The sequence below is a fragment of the Streptomyces sp. NPDC037389 genome (assembly GCF_040636475.1).
In the GTDB taxonomy this organism is placed as follows: Bacteria; Actinomycetota; Actinomycetes; order Streptomycetales; family Streptomycetaceae; genus Streptomyces; species Streptomyces hesseae.
Genome location: NZ_JBEZUS010000002.1, coordinates 599775 through 615138 on the forward strand (window position 1 = coordinate 599775; position 15364 = coordinate 615138).

General features: G+C 71.1%; 12 protein-coding genes and 1 pseudogene. 2 read left to right on the forward strand and 11 right to left on the reverse strand.

All coding sequences use genetic code 11. The annotated features are described in order from the left end of the window. Positions 1-41 precede the first annotated feature (41 nt). The 4 genes from AB0E98_RS06255 to AB0E98_RS06270 form a co-directional block, all read right to left on the reverse strand. Complete coding sequence (locus AB0E98_RS06255; protein ID WP_361699108.1) at positions 42-635, reverse strand: hypothetical protein; 594 nt, start codon at positions 633-635, stop codon at positions 42-44. 65 nt (positions 636-700) lie between these two features. Then, positions 701-1402 (reverse strand): ribonuclease HII, encoded by a 702-nt coding sequence (locus AB0E98_RS06260; RefSeq protein ID WP_361699110.1) that lies wholly within the window; start codon positions 1400-1402, stop codon positions 701-703. 65 nt (positions 1403-1467) lie between these two features. Then, on the reverse strand, positions 1468-2361 hold the full coding sequence (locus AB0E98_RS06265) for an ADP-ribosylglycohydrolase family protein (protein WP_361699112.1): 894 nt from the start codon (positions 2359-2361) through the stop codon (positions 1468-1470). A gap of 11 nt (positions 2362-2372) precedes the next feature. Further along, a complete protein-coding gene (locus AB0E98_RS06270) occupies positions 2373-3032 on the reverse strand; it encodes a histidine phosphatase family protein (RefSeq protein WP_361699114.1) in 660 nt (219 codons plus the stop codon). A 140-nt stretch (positions 3033-3172) separates the two neighbouring features. Between AB0E98_RS06270 and AB0E98_RS06275 the strand changes: the two genes are divergently transcribed. Then, the gene (locus AB0E98_RS06275) at positions 3173-3799 is read left to right on the forward strand and encodes a TetR/AcrR family transcriptional regulator (RefSeq protein WP_361699116.1); all 627 of its coding nucleotides are present in this window, start codon (positions 3173-3175) and stop codon (positions 3797-3799) included. A 42-nt stretch (positions 3800-3841) separates the two neighbouring features. On the opposite strand, the gene AB0E98_RS06280 is transcribed toward AB0E98_RS06275, so the two are convergent. The 4 genes and pseudogenes from AB0E98_RS06280 to nrdR all read right to left on the reverse strand — a co-directional run. Continuing rightward, positions 3842-4447: a YdbC family protein gene (locus AB0E98_RS06280; RefSeq protein ID WP_361699118.1), complete on the reverse strand. Its 606-nt coding sequence runs from the start codon at positions 4445-4447 to the stop codon at positions 3842-3844. Between the two features lie 33 nt (positions 4448-4480). Beyond that, positions 4481-5311: an arylamine N-acetyltransferase gene (locus AB0E98_RS06285; RefSeq protein WP_361699120.1), complete on the reverse strand. Its 831-nt coding sequence runs from the start codon at positions 5309-5311 to the stop codon at positions 4481-4483. 127 nt (positions 5312-5438) lie between these two features. Beyond that, complete coding sequence (locus AB0E98_RS06290; protein ID WP_361699122.1) at positions 5439-8315, reverse strand: vitamin B12-dependent ribonucleotide reductase; 2877 nt, start codon at positions 8313-8315, stop codon at positions 5439-5441. A gap of 213 nt (positions 8316-8528) precedes the next feature. Next, a pseudogene (gene nrdR, locus AB0E98_RS06295) lies at positions 8529-8966 on the reverse strand (transcriptional regulator NrdR); the annotation flags it as partial. Positions 8967-9545: 579 nt separating this feature from the next. Here nrdR and lexA point away from each other — a divergent pair. After that, complete coding sequence (gene lexA / locus AB0E98_RS06300) at positions 9546-10331, forward strand: transcriptional repressor LexA (protein ID WP_361699124.1); 786 nt, start codon at positions 9546-9548, stop codon at positions 10329-10331. 208 nt (positions 10332-10539) lie between these two features. Here lexA and AB0E98_RS06305 read toward each other — a convergent pair whose 3' ends face one another. The 3 genes from AB0E98_RS06305 to AB0E98_RS06315 form a co-directional block, all read right to left on the reverse strand. Next, complete coding sequence (locus tag AB0E98_RS06305; protein WP_361699126.1) at positions 10540-12519, reverse strand: ATP-dependent DNA helicase; 1980 nt, start codon at positions 12517-12519, stop codon at positions 10540-10542. Between the two features lie 117 nt (positions 12520-12636). Next, entirely contained in the window at positions 12637-13374 is a 738-nt protein-coding gene (locus tag AB0E98_RS06310) for a GNAT family N-acetyltransferase (protein WP_361699128.1), read from the reverse strand. Positions 13375-13381: 7 nt separating this feature from the next. Continuing rightward, positions 13382-15340: an IucA/IucC family protein gene (locus AB0E98_RS06315; protein ID WP_361699130.1), complete on the reverse strand. Its 1959-nt coding sequence runs from the start codon at positions 15338-15340 to the stop codon at positions 13382-13384. Positions 15341-15364 lie beyond the last annotated feature (24 nt).

A 15364-nucleotide genomic window follows, 5' to 3' on the forward strand; every position in this document is an offset into this window, starting at 1 on the left:
CGACGGCCCTCTTACGGGCGGTCGGCCGCTGTACGCGTCCGTCAGGCGTCGGCGGAGAGAAGGCTGTTGACCCGCTGCGGGTCACCGCAGACGATCAGCAGCGCGCCGGCGCGGGCCATGGCCGCGGGCAGCGCGTCGGCCACCGCGGCGTCCGACCCACCGTTGACGGCCACGACGACGACCGGGCGGGGCGTGACCCGCTGGGCGTCGGCGTTGGCGTAGAAGACGTCGTCCCCGGCGTCGTGCTGCGCCCAGTAGGACGCCTCGCCGAAGGACAGCTCGTGCGCGGACCAGGGGTGCGGGTCACCGGTGGTGAGGACCAGCACCTCGCCGGGGGCCCGGCCGCTGTCGAGCAGAACGTCGACGGCCTCGTCCGCGGCGTCCAGGGCGCCCTCGGCGACTGCCGGGATCAGCTGGATCTGCGGGGTGGCCGCCGACGCTCCCGCGGCCGCTTCGCGCGGGGCGCGCTGGGCCGGGACGGGGGTGCGGTGCGGTCCGGTGCCGCCGGGCCGTATGGGGGCCGGTCGGGGACCAGGGACAGGGCGGGGGGTCGCCGCGGTCCGGCCGGGGGCCGGTACCGCGCGGGGACCCGGGACACTCTCGTGAATCTGAGGCTCCTCGGGGATGAGAGGCATGAGTTGATGTTTATCAAACGCCGGTGCGAGTCGCATCGGCGGGTGGCGCTGTGCGCCCGTCCGGATCAGAAATCGAAGCCGAGCTGACCACCGGCCTCCAAGGCCATGTCGTCGGGGCTGATACGAACTCGCTTGAGGTGCTGCCAGCGGGGCAGCGCGTCCAGATAGGCCCACGACAGCCGGTGGTGCGGGGTGGGGCCCAACTCCTCCAGGGCGGCGCGGTGCACGGGCGACGGGTAGCCCGCGTTGTCGCGGAAGCAGAAGTCGGCGTGCTCCTCGCCCAGTTCGGCCATCATGGCGTCCCGCCGCACCTTGGCGATCACGGAGGCGGCGGACACGACCACACAGGACTGGTCGCCCTTGATGACCGTACGGACCTTCCAGGGCGCCCCGAGGTAGTCGTGCTTGCCGTCGAGGATCACCGCGTCGGGCCGTACGGGCAGCGCGTCCAGTGCCCGGGTGGCCGCCAGCCGGAGGGCCGCCGTCATGCCCAGCTCGTCGATCTCCTGTGGGGAGGAGTGGCCGAGCGCGTACGCGGTGACCCAGGTCTCCAGCTCCTGGGCGAGCGCGGTGCGCCGCTTGAGCGTCAGCAGCTTGGAGTCCGTGAGCCCCTCGGGCGGACGGCGGAGGCCGGTGACGGCCGCGCACACGGTGACGGGGCCGGCCCAGGCGCCCCGGCCGACCTCGTCCACACCGGCGACGATCTTTGCTCCGGTCGTCGCTCGGAGGGAGCGCTCGACGCTGTGGGTAGGCGGTTGGTAGGGCATGACGCCTGCAAGGTTACGCCTTTGAGGCCTGCCTGTCCCGCCCCGCCCCCGCTCCTTCCGTCCGCTCAGCGCGAAGCGGCCGGAAGCCAGCCGGGGAGGGCCTCCGTGGACTCCAGCCAGGCTGCCGGCGGAGCACCTCGTTCCGCCGCGGCGACCACTCCTCCGGCGATCGCGGACGTGGTGTCCACGTCGCCGCCGGCCCGGGCGGTCGTCCAGAACGCCTCCTCGAACGAGTCGAGATGGCGGGCCGCGGCCCACAGGGCGAAGGGCACGGTGTCGTGGGCGCTGGTCCGCCGGCCACAGCCCAGGACGGCGGCGACGGTGTTCGTGTCGGCGTAGTCGAGCATGTCGCGGGCGCGGCGCAGCCCCTGCTGGACCGCGCTGCGCGGCACGAGCGCGATCACACCGTCCAGCAGGGCCTCCGGGCCGGGGGCGCCGGCCGGGCCCGCGGCGATGGCCGCCGCGGCGGCCACGGCCATGGCGCCGGCCACGGCCTCGCGGTGCTGGTGGGTGGTGTACGCCGAGATCTCGGCCTGGTGCGTGGCCTGCTCGGGGTCGTCGGCGTACCAGGCGCCCAGCGGCGCGATGCGCATGGCGGCGCCGTTGCCCCAGGATCCCTGCCCCTTGAACAGCGCGGCGGCCAGCTCGCGCCAGTCGCCGCCCTCCCTGACCAGGCGCAGCATCCTGTTGACCGCGGGACCGTAGCCGCGGTCGAAGTCGTGGTGACCGGCGAAGGAGCGCGCGAGGGCGTCCTGGTCGATACGGCCGTGCTCGGCCAGGACCGCCAGCACGGAGCAGGCCATCTCGGTGTCGTCGGTCCAGCTCCAGGGCCCGGGCGGGAGCTCGCGGCGCTTGAGGGACGGATAGTGGGCGGGGACGAAGAACTGGGAGCCGAGGGCATCACCCACGGCCAGCCCCTGGAGACTCCCCAGGGCCCGGTGGAATCGGTCAGCTGTCATCGTTACGAACTCTAGTCGGTGAAGCCGTACGACTCGGGGGTACACCAGCGCTCGAACGGCCGGTCCAGGTGATAGCGGCCGTCGGAGCCGAGCAGCAGTATGCGGGTCTCGGCGTTGCCGGGGTTGGACAGGCACTCGAACTCGGCGACGGTCCAGTGCAGCCATCTCATGCAGAACAGCCGCATGGTCAGGCCATGGGTGACGAGCAGGACGTTGGGCGGGTGGCCGGGGTCCTCGAAGCTGCGCCACAGGCTCTCCAGGAAGGCACCGACCCGGTCGTAGACGTCGGCCCCGGACTCGCCCTGGGCGAAGCGGTAGAAGAAGTGCCCGTAGGCGTCGCGGTAGGCCTTCTGACGGCGTACATCCTCCCGCTCCTGCCAGTTCCCCCAGTCCTGCTCGCGCAGGCGCGGCTCCTCGCGCACGCGGACGCGGGCGGGGTCGAGCTTCAGGGCGTGGAAGGTCTGGTGTGCGCGGCGGTAGGGCGAGACGTACGCGGAGATCCGCTCGTCGCCGAAGAGCTCCCGGAGCGGCTCCCCGGCCCGCTCGGCCTGTTTGCGGCCCTTCGCCGTCAGGCTGAGGGCGTGGTCGGGCTCCCGCTCGTAGACCGTGTCGTCGACGTTGCCCTCCGACTCTCCGTGCCGGAGGAGGACGATGCGTCGGGGGCGTGACATGCCGCCACCCTAGAGCCAACAACCGGACCATGCCTCACGCTCCCCCAGGCGATGGGACTCCACACAACATCAAACGCAACCCAAGTCGCGTTACCCTCAGCATGGCACACCCCGTCCGACTAACGCAATGGGAGTTGCACTTGGCCGCGAAGTCCTCGTCCTCGGAGCCCGGCACCGTCCGGCCCGGCGGACGCACCGCCCGCACCCGCGCCGCCGTGCGCGACGCCGTTCTCGCCGGGCTCGTCGAGCACGGCTACCCGGGTCTGACCGTCGACTACGTCGCCGAGCGCTCCGGCGTGCACAAGACCACGCTCTACCGCCGCTGGGGCGGCGTCGACGGACTCGTGGCGGAGGCTCTCGACCTCGCGGGAGAGGACACCTGGACGCCGCCCGACACCGGCACCCTCAGAGGCGATCTCCAGGCACTCGCCCACGGAATCGTCGACGCCTTCACCGACCCGGGGACCGCCGCCGCCCCGACCGCCTTGATCGCCGCCGCGTTCCAGTCCGAGCGCGCGGCGGAGGCCCTGCGAGGTTTCCACCGCGAGCGCCTCGCGCGCTGCGGGCCGCTGATCGCCCGGGCCGTCGAGCGGGGCGAGGCGCCCACCGGCACCGACGCGGGCGCCGTCGTCCGGGCCGTGTCCGCCCCGCTGTTCCTCAGACTGTTCATCACCCGCGAGCCCGTCGACGCCGCCGTCGCGGACGAGGCCGCCGAGGCCACGCTCGCGGCGGTCGCCGCGGGCGCCCACGTCACGACGGCGGGCTGACACGGCCGGGCGCGCCCGACCGCAGGCAGGCAGGCCGCGCCGTCACACCGTCCACGCCTGCTCTATCTGCACGACGTCACCAGTGATCGCCGCGACGTCGGCCTCGGTCTGCGCCCGCAGCGCGAGCCGCTCCACCCGGTCCTCGCGGTACTTCCCGTGCTCCGCCCCGGAGTTCCACATCGACAAGACCAGGAACTCCGGGCCGGGCGCCTCGCCGAAGACCCCCCGCAGCATCCCGGGCGACCCGGCCATCGCCGGGTTCCAGACCTTCTCCTGCATCAGCGTGAAGTGCTCCACCCGGTCCTCATGGACCCGGCAGTGCGCGAAACGCATCACGTCCGCGTCCCCGAACTGCGGCCGGAATCCCACCTTCACATCGAAGCGGTGCTCGAAGAGCCGCACCTGGACGTTCCTGAACGTGCCGGCCTGCGCCGCCGCCAGCCTGTCGTGGGACCGCGCCATGAAGGAGTCGTAGAACGACCGGCTCTCCCAGAAGCCGAAGAGGTGCACCACACCGGGACGCGCCCGGCTCCAGCCACCCCCCTGCCCCCGGAATCCCGGTTCACCGAGCAGCCCCGCCCATTTCCGCTGCCCCCGCTCGAACCCCCGGCGGTCCACCACGGTGCAGCGAATCCACTTGACCAGCACCGACCCATCGTACGGCGACCGCAGTGGCGCGCGTCACGTAGCGGCGCGGTACACGCGGGTGAGGGTCGCGGCGTCCTCGGCGTCCAGTTCGATCCGGAACTCGTTCTTCAGCACCGTGGTCAACTCCTCGGCACCGACTTCACGTTCATCCCCCGATCCATCAGGACGCGCGTTCGCCAGCATCGAACCCACGAGCGTGCGCCGTAGGCCCGGCTCCGACCGCTGGACCACGAGCCGCGAGACGAAGGGCGAGCGCGGGTGCGTCGAGATGTAGTGGTTCATCACTGTGTAGTCGACCGGGTGACGTTCCTCAGGGCCGAAGGCGTACAGGTCGAACCAGCCGTCCGGATGGAGCGAGCGCAGGACGCGTATGTCCTTCTGCTCACGCCCGAGTTCAAACGTCCATTCCCCTTGTTCCACCGGTGTCCCGTCGCGCAAGGGCAGCGGTTCCAGCAGCCCTTCGCCGCCGAAGCCGACGTCGCACAGCCACTCCTCGCCACCGGCCTCGACCTTGAGCGCCATGTGCGTCGTCGGGCGCACGCTCCCGCTGCCCATGCGCACCCGCGCGCCGATCCCGGAGACCGCGAAGCCCATGCGCTCCAGGGCGGCGGCCAGGAGCAGGTTCTGCTCGTAGCAGTAACCGCCGCGCCGCTTCGCCACCATCTTGTCCTGGAGCGCCTTCACATCGAGCAGGACGGGGCGGCCGAGCATCACTTCGAGGTTCTCGAATGTGAACGCCGCGACATGACGTCGGTGCACCGCCCGCAGCGTCTCCGGATCCGGCCGGACTGGCCCCTCGAACCCGATGCGCGCCAGATAGGCGTCGAGCTCCAGCTCGCCGCCGCCCCATATGGAATGCCCCATCCCCGGACCGCCTTTCACGTGATCGCCCCACCAGTATTCACCCGTGCGCACGAGTCACGGAAAAGCCGATGGGGGAACCGGCACGAGCCGGTTCCCCCATCGTCACAGGGCCATCGTCACAAGGCGATCAGCTGCAACCGCTGGTCGAGCCGCAGCCCTCGCAGAGGTAGCAGCTGCCCGCGCGGCGCATCTTCGTGCCGCAGGAGAAGCACAGCGGCGCGTCGGCATTCAGGCCGAGCTGCATCTCCACCAGCTCGGTGGAGTTGTGGGCCTGCTTCGGCGCCGGGACGGCCGCGGCGGGCCGTGCCTGGACCTCCGGCTTGGCCGGCTCGATCTGACGCGGCGCGGACTGGGCCAGGCCCTCGACGTCGACCTCCTCGGCCGCCGGCTCGTACGAACCGGTGTCCAGGTGGCGCTGACGCTCCTCGGCGGAGTGGATGCCCAGCGCGGAGCGCGTCTCGAAGGGCAGGAAGTCCAGAGCCAGGCGGCGGAAGATGTAGTCGACGATCGACTGCGCCATCCGCACGTCCGGGTCGTCCGTCATACCGGCCGGCTCGAAGCGCATGTTGGTGAACTTCGAGACGTAGGTCTCCAGCGGCACGCCGTACTGGAGGCCGACCGAGACGGCGATCGAGAAGGCGTCCATCATGCCCGCGAGGGTCGAGCCCTGCTTGGACATCTTCAGGAAGACCTCGCCGAGGCCGTCGTCCGGGTAGGAGTTGGCGGTCATGTAGCCCTCGGCGCCACCCACCGTGAAGGAGGTGGTGATGCCCGGGCGGCCCTTGGGGAGGCGCTTGCGGACCGGACGGTACTCGACGACCTTCTCCGCGACTGCGGGGGCGGGGGCCTCGGCCTTCTTCTCCGCCTCCTTCTTCTTGGCGGAGAGCGGCTGGCCGACCTTGCAGTTGTCGCGGTAGATCGCGAGGGCCTTCAGGCCCATCTTCCAGCCCTCGAAGTAGACCTCCTCGACCTCCTCGACGGTGGCCGACTCCGGCAGGTTCACCGTCTTGGAGATCGCGCCGGAGAGGAACGGCTGCGCGGCGGCCATCATGCGCACATGGCCCATGGCGGAGATCGCGCGCTCGCCCATGGCGCAGTCGAAGACCTCGTAGTGCTCGGTCTTGAGGCCCGGGGCATCGATCACATTGCCGTGCTCGGCGATGTGGGCGACGATCGCCTCGATCTGCTCCGGCTGGTAGCCCAGGCGCTTGAGCGCCTTGGGGACCGTGTTGTTCACGATCTGCATCGAGCCGCCGCCGACGAGCTTCTTGAACTTGACCAGGGCCAGGTCCGGCTCGACGCCCGTGGTGTCGCAGTCCATCATCAGGCCGATGGTGCCGGTGGGGGCCAGCACGGATGCCTGGGCGTTGCGGAAGCCGTTCTTCTCGCCGAGGCGGAGGACGTCCTGCCAGGCCTCGGTCGCGGCGGCCCAGACCGGGGTGTCCAGGTCGTCCATGCGCGGGGCGACGGCGTTGGCGTCGGAGTGCTGCTTCATGACGCGCTTGTGGGCGTCGGCGTTGCGGGCGTAGCCGTCGTACGGGCCGACGACCGCGGCCAGCTCGGCGGAACGCTTGTAGGACGTACCCGTCATCAGCGAGGTGATCGCGCCGGCCAGGGCGCGGCCACCGTCGCTGTCGTAGGCGTGGCCGGTGGCCATCAGCAGGGCGCCCAGGTTGGCGTAGCCGATGCCCAGCTGGCGGAAGGCGCGGGTGGTCTCGCCGATCTTCTCGGTCGGGAAGTCGGCGAAGCAGATGGAGATGTCCATCGCCGTGATCACCAGCTCGACGACCTTGGCGAAGCGCTCGGCGTCGAACGACTGGTTGCCCTTGTCGTCGTCGCGGAGGAACTTCATGAGGTTGAGCGAGGCGAGGTTGCACGAGGAGTTGTCCAGGTGCATGTACTCGCTGCACGGGTTGGACGCGGTGATCCGGCCCGTCTCCGGCGAGGTGTGCCAGTGGTTGATCGTGTCGTCGTACTGGATGCCCGGGTCGGCGCAGGCCCAGGCGGCCTCGGCCATCTTGCGGAAGAGGCCCTTGGCGTCGATCTCCTCGATGACCTCACCGGTCATCCGGCCGCGCAGACCGAACTTCGAACCGGTCTCGACGGCCTTCATGAACTCGTCGTTCACACGGACGGAGTTGTTGGCGTTCTGGTACTGGACGGACGTGATGTCGTCGCCGCCCAGGTCCATGTCGAAGCCCGCGTCGCGCAGGGCGCGGATCTTCTCCTCCTCCTTCACCTTGGTCTCGATGAAGGCCTCGATGTCCGGGTGGTCGACGTCGAGCACGACCATCTTGGCCGCACGGCGCGTGGCACCGCCGGACTTGATCGTTCCGGCGGAGGCGTCGGCACCGCGCATAAAGGAGACGGGGCCGGAGGCGTTGCCACCGGAGGAGAGCAGCTCCTTGGAGGAGCGGATGCGGGAGAGGTTCAGGCCGGCGCCGGAGCCGCCCTTGAAGATCATCCCCTCTTCCTTGTACCAGTCGAGGATCGACTCCATGGAGTCGTCGACGGAGAGGATGAAGCAGGCGGAGACCTGCTGCGGCTGCTTGGTGCCGACGTTGAACCAGACCGGGGAGTTGAAGCTGAAGACCTGGTGGAGCAGGGCGTAGGTCAGCTCGTGCTCGAAGATCTCGGCGTCCGCCGGAGAGGCGAAGTACCCGTGCTCCTCGCCCGCCTTACGGTAGGTGGACACCACCCGGTCGATGAGCCGGCGCAGGCTGGACTCGCGCTGGGGGGAGCCCGTCGCACCGCGGAAGTACTTGCTGGTGACGATGTTGACCGCGTTCACCGACCAGAAGTCGGGGAACTCGACGCCACGCTGCTCGAAGTTGATCGAGCCGTCGCGCCAGTTGGTCATGACGACGTCACGACGCTCCCAGACCACCTCGTCGTACGGGTGCACTCCGGGGGTGGTGTGGACGCGTTCGATGCGCAAGCCCTTGCCGCCCTTGTTTCCCTTGGAGCGGGAACCTCGCGCAGAGCCGCTCGTCGTCTCGGTCATGCCGCCTCCCTCTACGGGCAAAACGCCCTAATGCGCCGATTTTCTTCCGGGGCGCGATGTGTTCTGTCACCCGGTGGCGCTCAGCGCCCCGGGTAGGTCTTGGTATGTCGTCGCTCAGTCGGCGGCGACGGCGGGCGCCGGTACCTCGGCGCCACCGGCGGGGGCCGCCGGGTCGGCGGTGGAGCCACCGCCGCTCTCGGCACGGCCGACGCCGTCGCGAAGCTCCGCGACGGCGGCCTCGAAGTCCTCGAGCGAGTCGAAGGCCTGGTACACGGACGCGAAGCGCAGGTATGCCACGAGGTCGAGGTCCTTGAGCGGGCCGAGTATGGCGAGCCCGACGTCATGGGTGGTGAGCTCGGCGCTGCCTGTGGCCCGCACCGCCTCCTCGACCCGCTGACCGAGCTTCGCCAGAGCGTCCTCCGTGACCGGGCGGCCCTGGCACGCCTTGCGCACTCCGGAGATCACCTTGGTCCGGCTGAACGGCTCGGTGACCCCGCTCCGCTTGACCACCATGAGTGACGCGGTCTCCACAGTGGTGAACCGGCGGGAGCAGTCGGGGCACTGGCGGCGCCTGCGGATCGAACAGCCGTCATCGGTGGTCCTGCTGTCGACGACACGGCTGTCGGGGTGCCTGCAGAAGGGGCAGTGCATCGCTCTCCACCCTCCTTCACCCTCGAGGAACCTCGAAAAAGCTGTACGCGTTCTCCGGCTTCGGCGACCCCGTGGGGGGTCTCGCCGAGCAGCCCCCAGCATAGGCGATGACCGGGACCCGGAATGACCAGGGAGGGGCATCGACCACAACTTGTGGGTAGCTGCCGCCATCAAACCACTAGATCTGGTGCCCGGCTGCCAGGATCTCCCCTAGCGTGTCGCGCCGCGACGACGGGACACGGCCCCGCACGAGACGCCCGGAGGCAAGCCGGGAGGGTCGCGGATGACACACTGGGGACGTGGCACGGCGACGCCGCCGAACACCGCCGGCACCTCTCGGACGGCGGCGGACGGGTCGTCGCGCGAGCGCCGGGCGACCCGAACGGACCTCCGGCGCGAGCGGGCGAACCGCGCATCGAAGAGTACCGTAATGGGGCGAATTGATCTTTGCCCGTACACCCTACCGACTGATCAAGTCAGCCAATCCGCGATATTTCACTCGAACGTGTGTTTGGCGCAACCTTTCGAAAGCAACTACCGTTGTCCAGCTAGGGAGAGAACATCTCGAGAGGGGCCGACGTGACCACCACCGCAGACAGCGCCACCATCACCGCCCAGGACCGCTCCCAGAACCGACTCGACCAGGCACACCCGATGAATGACGCAGCCATGAACGCCGAGGGGCAGAAGCCGGCCCGCTCACTCCCTGGACGGCCCCCCGGTATCCGGGCGGACAGCTCCGGGCTCACCGACCGGCAGCGCCGCGTGATCGAGGTGATCCGGGACTCCGTCCAGCGCCGCGGATACCCACCATCCATGCGCGAGATCGGCCAGGCGGTGGGGCTCTCCAGCACCTCCTCCGTCGCCCACCAGCTGATGGCCCTGGAGCGCAAGGGCTTCCTCCGCCGGGACCCGCACCGCCCCCGCGCCTATGAGGTACGCGGCTCGGACCAGCAGAGCACGCAGCCGACCGACACCACCGGCAAGCCCGCCGCCTCGTACGTCCCGCTGGTGGGCCGTATCGCCGCAGGTGGCCCGATCCTGGCCGAGGAATCCGTCGAGGACGTCTTCCCCCTCCCCCGCCAGCTGGTGGGCGACGGGGAGCTGTTCGTCCTCAAGGTGGTCGGCGATTCCATGATCGAGGCCGCCATCTGCGACGGCGACTGGGTGACGGTCCGCCGCCAGCCCGTGGCGGAGAACGGCGACATCGTGGCCGCGATGCTCGACGGAGAGGCCACGGTCAAGCGTTTCAAGCGCGAGGACGGCCATGTCTGGCTGCTCCCGCACAATGCCGCCTATCAACCCATTCCCGGCGACGAGGCCACCATTCTGGGCAAGGTCGTGGCCGTACTGCGGCGGGTCTGACACCACCCGTCGAAAGACCGGGCCCCGGGACCAACTGCGCCGGTTCCGGGGCTCTTCTTTATGCGCATACACGTTTACGCGCCGATGCTTTCGCGCGTCTTTTCTTTTATACGGCCATACGGCCATACGGCGACACGCCTTAAGCGGCAGTCACGCACTCATAAGCGGCGGTCACGCGAAAAATGCGTGACCGCTTCCTTCGTACCCGCTATTTCCCCTCCGCCTTGGCCGCCGCGTCGATGGCGGACAGGGAGCGGCGCACCTGATTACGGTCCGTGGTGTACCAGAAGTCCGGCATCGAGGCCCGCAGGAAGGAGCCGTAGCGGGCCGTCGCCAGCCGGGGGTCGAGCACCGCGACCACGCCGCGGTCGCCCGACGCCCGGACGAGCCGGCCCGCGCCCTGCGCCATCAGCAGTGCCGCGTGCGTCGCCGCCACGGCCATGAAGCCATTGCCCCCGGCGTCCTCCACGGCCCGCTGCCGGGCGCTCATCAGCGGATCGTCCGGGCGAGGGAAGGGCACGCGGTCCATCACCACGAGCTGACAGCTCGGCCCCGGCACATCCACGCCCTGCCACAGCGACAGCGTGCCGAACAGGCACGTACGGGTGTCCGCCGCGAAGTTCTTGATGAGCTCGCCCAGCGTGTCCTCGCCCTGGAGCAGGATCGGCATGTCGACCCGCCCCCGGAGCGCCTCGGCGGCCGCCTGGGCGGCCCGCATCGAGGAGAACAGTCCCAGGGTGCGGCCTCCGGCCGCCTCCACCAGCTCGGCCAGCTCGTCGAGCATGTCCGTCCGATTGCCCTCCCGGCCCGGCTGGGCCAGGTGCCGGGCGACGTAGAGGATGCCCTGCTTCGGATAGTCGAACGGCGAGCCGACGTCGACGCCCTTCCACGACGGGACGTCCTCGCCCTCGACGCCCTCGGGAGCGAGCCCCAGGGAGGCGCCGACGCCGTTGAAGTCACCGCCGAGCTTGAGCGTCGCCGAGGTCAGCACCACGGACCGCTCGCTGAAGAGCTTCTCCCTCAGCAGCCCCGACACCGACAGCGGCGCCACCCTCAGCGAGGCGCCGAAGCGGTCGTGGCGCTCGTACCAGACGACGTCGTACTCGGAGCCCTCCACGATGCGCTCCGCGACCGCGTGGACGTTCTCCACGGAGGCCAGGGCCTGCTTGCGGACCGCGTCCTCGTCCTGGACGGACTTGTCGCGGGTGTTGCCGATCGCCGAGATCACCGTGCGCGCGGCGTCGCGCAGCGCCATCAGGCAGTGGCCGAGATCCTCGGGGACCTCCTCCAGCCGGCCGGGCAGGGCGAGCTCCATCAGCCGCTCGAAGCTCTCCGCTGCGGTCTGGAGGGCGTCCGCCGCCTTCTCGTCGACGAGCTTGGCGGCCCGGCGGACGGCCCGGTTGACCTGGCCCGGGGTGAGCTCGCCGGTCGCGACGCCGGTGACCCGCGAGACCAGCTCATGGGCCTCGTCCACGATCAGGACCTCATGGCCGGGGAGGACCGGGGCGCCCTCGATCGCGTCGATGGCGAGCAGCGCGTGATTGGTGACCACCACATCAGCGAGCTTGGCCCGCTCCCGGGCCGCCTCGGCGAAGCACTCGGCGCCGTAGGCGCACTTCGAGGCGCCCACGCACTCGCGGGAGGTGACGGACACCTGGGCCCAGGCGCGGTCGGAGACGCCGGGCGTCAGATCGTCCCGGTCGCCGCTCTCGGTCTCGTCCGCCCAGTCGCGCAGGCGCAGCAGGTCCTTGCCGAGCTTGCTGGTGGGCGCGGCCGACTCCAGGGGGTCGAAGAGCCCCTCCTCCTCATCCTGCGGGACGCCCTCGTGGAGCCGGTGGAGGCACAGGTAATTGGAGCGGCCCTTGAGCATCGCGAACTCGGGGCGGCGGCGCAGCTGCGGATGCAGCGCGTCGACCGTCCTCGGCAGGTCGCGCTCGACGAGCTGGCGCTGAAGCGCGAGCGTGGCGGTCGCGACGACGACGCGCTCGCCGTGGGCGAGGGCCGGCACGAGGTAGCCGAGCGACTTACCGGTGCCGGTGCCCGCCTGGACGAGCAGGTGGGAACCGTCGTCGATGGCCGTGGCGACGGCTTCGGCCATGGTGACCTGGCCGGGCCGCTCGGAGCCCCCGACGGCGGAGACAGCGGCGTGCAGCAGGTCGGTGACGGAGGGCGAGGAGGTGGCAGTCATAGCCTGTTCAGCCTACGGTGCGGCACTGACATCGGGTCCCGACGACCGTCCTGGGCCTTTCCGGGCCAGGCCGCACAAAGGGGCCGGCCCGGACCCTCCCCCGCCGCCTCGTGATCGTCACAGGACGGCACGCAGCGCCCTGTCGCGGATCATCAGTGCCGCGCGTTTGCCGGGCAGCTCCACCTCGCCGCTCAGCCGGAAGCCCGCGCCGAGGAACGCCGCCGTGGACGGGGTGTTGCGCAGGTCCGGCTCCCCTACGACCCGGTCGCAGCCAGGACGGTGTTCCAGGACCAGGTCGGCGACGGCCCGCAGGAGCAGCGTGCCGAGGCCCCGGCCCCGGTCGGCGACCTTGCCGATGAGGAAGTGGATCCCGGTGTCGTGCGGCCGGGCCGGGTAGTGGCGGGCGATCGGGTCGAGATCGGCCCGGTAGACCTCCCAGTAGCTCATCGGGACCCCGGCGAGCACTCCGAGGCAGGGCACGCTGCGCCCGTCGCCGTCGAGCTGGGCCCGGAGGTGGTCGACGGTGGCGGCGCCGGACCCGGCCAGCTCCCAGAACGCCGCGACAGCGGGATCGTTCATCCACTGGGTGACCAGCCGCAGGTCGCGCTCGATCCGTACCGGGACGAGCTGGAACGGCCCCGCGTCGGTGCCCACCGGTCCCCAGTCGGCGAGGCCGTCCAGGAAGTCGCCCGCGCCGCCGTGGAGTCCGGACCGGACCGGCTCCGGCGAGTGGTGGGCGTCGGCGGGTTCGGTGAGGTCGTGGACGGCGTGCTCGGCGGTGATGAGCTCGATGAGTTCGTCGGTCAGCCGGAGGTCGACGGTGTCGGCGCAGTCGTCGTAGGCGTCGGCGTTCATCCGTGGCTCACCCCGCCGCCGTGGCCAGGGGGTTGGCGATGGTGACATAGACCGACTGGGAGTCCACGGGTCCGGAGAGCTCGTCGAGACCGCGCAGCCTGGTCAGCATGTTGGCCTTGCAGCGCAGCACGGGTTCCTCGAGCAGGCGCCGGGGCAGGGTGGAACGGACCGGGGAGGCTCCGGACGCGACCTCCCTGAGGAAGCGGCGGAGCGCGGCGAGCAGGATGTGCTCGTCGGCGAGGCGCTGGGAGCCGAACGCGCCGATCAGGCCGAGGACGTTATTGATGGCGAGGTAGTAGAGGAACCGTTCGTCGGCGACGTCGTCGGGGACGAAGGTGTCGCTCTCCCTCCCGATGCCCGGAAGTCTCTGTTCGAGCGCGTCGCGGTGGGAGTCGCGGAAGTAGTAGCCCTGGTTGTCGCGGTAGCGCCCGCCGACGGGCCAGCCGTCGGCGTCCAGCAGGACGAGGGTGTTCTGCTGATGGGCCTCCAGGGCGATGCCCGCTTCGCCGTCGAGCCAGAGGACGGGCCGGACGATCGCCTCCAGGTAGCGCAGGAACCATTCCGTGGCGACGGCTCCGGCGGGCCGGCCCGTGCGGTAGGCGAGCCGGGCGACGGTGTCGGCGAGCCGGGAGTGAGTGGCGGGCCTGCCGGTGGCCCCCTGTCGGCCCGCCCACGGCCGGGGCGAGACGAGCCCGGCGAGGCACACGGCGTCGTCGCCGGGGCCGAAGGGGTTGTGGCGGATGACGGTGTCGAGCCCTCGCAGCGGGGTGCCGTCCGGGGCGTCGACGCCGATCCAGGCCGGGTCCCGGACGATGTCGAAGCCGTGTCCGCCGACGCAGGCGGCCCGCCAGCGCTCGGCGAGGCCGCCGCGCAGCAGCCGGTGCACCTCGACTCCGCGCCGCAGTTCCTTGCGGAGGTTCTCGCGACGGGAGTTGGTGACGCGCAGGCCGAGGGAGAGCTTGAGCATCGCGGGGGCCCCGGGCCGGTGCACGGTCCGGAGCGAGGACGTGGGAAACCAGCGCTCGCCTTGCGGACCGAGGTCGTGCAGCAGCCCGGCGTCAAAGAGCCGGGCGAACTCCGGGCGGTGGCGGATGTCGCGGGCCTGCCAGGGGTGCGCCGGCAGGGGGACGGTCCCGGGCGGCAGTTCCCGTTCCAGGTCCGGTCCGGCGAGGCGGGCCGTGAGGGCGCTGGCGTCGACGGGGCGGCCGCGTTCGGTCCAGGCCGAGTCGGCGGCGAGCACGGAACGGTCGACGGCCAGCCAGTGCAGCGGGAAGCGGCCGCGCAGCTCGGGTGAGAAGGGGGCGGCCTCGGCGTCCGAGAGGCCCTCCCGGCTCTTGGGCGCGGGGTGCAGGGGGTGTCCGAGGAGCAGGGCCTGTTCGCCGTAGAGGAAGAGCTCGCCCTCGTCCGGGTCGGCGGGCCGCTCGCGCCGGTCGGTGAGGAACACGGCCGTGCGGCGGGCCGAGTCGGCGACACGGGCGACCAGTTCGCCACCGTCGTCGGTGGAGGGACGGCCGCCGGCCTGTGCGGCGCGGTGGGCGGCCTCCCGGCCGAGGAGGGCGGCCAGGGTGACGGCGTCGAAGGCGGGGGCGTCGTCGGGGCCACCGGTCAGTGTGACGCGTCCGAAGCGGTGCCAGCCGGTGGCGGACCAGTAGTGCACCGGCACGCTCAGCGGGATGCCGCTGGCGTTGAGCGGCAGGTAGAGGGTGTCGCCGTGGGGGCGTTCGACGCCGTTCTCACGTACCCAGCAGCGCAACAGGTTCTCCACGGCGGCGGCGTCCGCGGCGGCTCGCGGGTCGGGGTCGTCCAGGGGCTCGGCGACGCCGTGCGGTCCGGCGGCGGGCAGTTCGGCGCGGACGCCGTGCCCGCCGAGACGGTCGTGCTCGCCTGCGCTGCCTTGCCGGCGCGGCAGTGCGGGGGTCCGGGCCTGGCCGACGGGGGAGGCGTCGGTGGGGAGGGACGCGTTCATGCGGGGTACGGCGTACAGGTCACG

Coding starts and splice junctions, on each gene's coding strand:
- AB0E98_RS06270 (WP_361699114.1), bottom strand. CDS start 3,032: ATGTCACGCCCCCGACGCATCGTCCTCCTCCGGCACGGAGAGTCGGAG.
- AB0E98_RS06260 (WP_361699110.1), bottom strand. CDS start 1,402: ATGCCCTACCAACCGCCTACCCACAGCGTCGAGCGCTCCCTCCGAGCG.
- AB0E98_RS06315 (WP_361699130.1), bottom strand. CDS start 15,340: ATGAACGCGTCCCTCCCCACCGACGCCTCCCCCGTCGGCCAGGCCCGG.
- AB0E98_RS06255 (WP_361699108.1), bottom strand. CDS start 635: ATGCCTCTCATCCCCGAGGAGCCTCAGATTCACGAGAGTGTCCCGGGT.
- AB0E98_RS06305 (WP_361699126.1), bottom strand. CDS start 12,519: ATGACTGCCACCTCCTCGCCCTCCGTCACCGACCTGCTGCACGCCGCT.
- AB0E98_RS06285 (WP_361699120.1), bottom strand. CDS start 5,311: ATGGGGCATTCCATATGGGGCGGCGGCGAGCTGGAGCTCGACGCCTAT.
- AB0E98_RS06265 (WP_361699112.1), bottom strand. CDS start 2,361: ATGACAGCTGACCGATTCCACCGGGCCCTGGGGAGTCTCCAGGGGCTG.
- AB0E98_RS06290 (WP_361699122.1), bottom strand. CDS start 8,315: ATGACCGAGACGACGAGCGGCTCTGCGCGAGGTTCCCGCTCCAAGGGA.
- AB0E98_RS06310 (WP_361699128.1), bottom strand. CDS start 13,374: ATGAACGCCGACGCCTACGACGACTGCGCCGACACCGTCGACCTCCGG.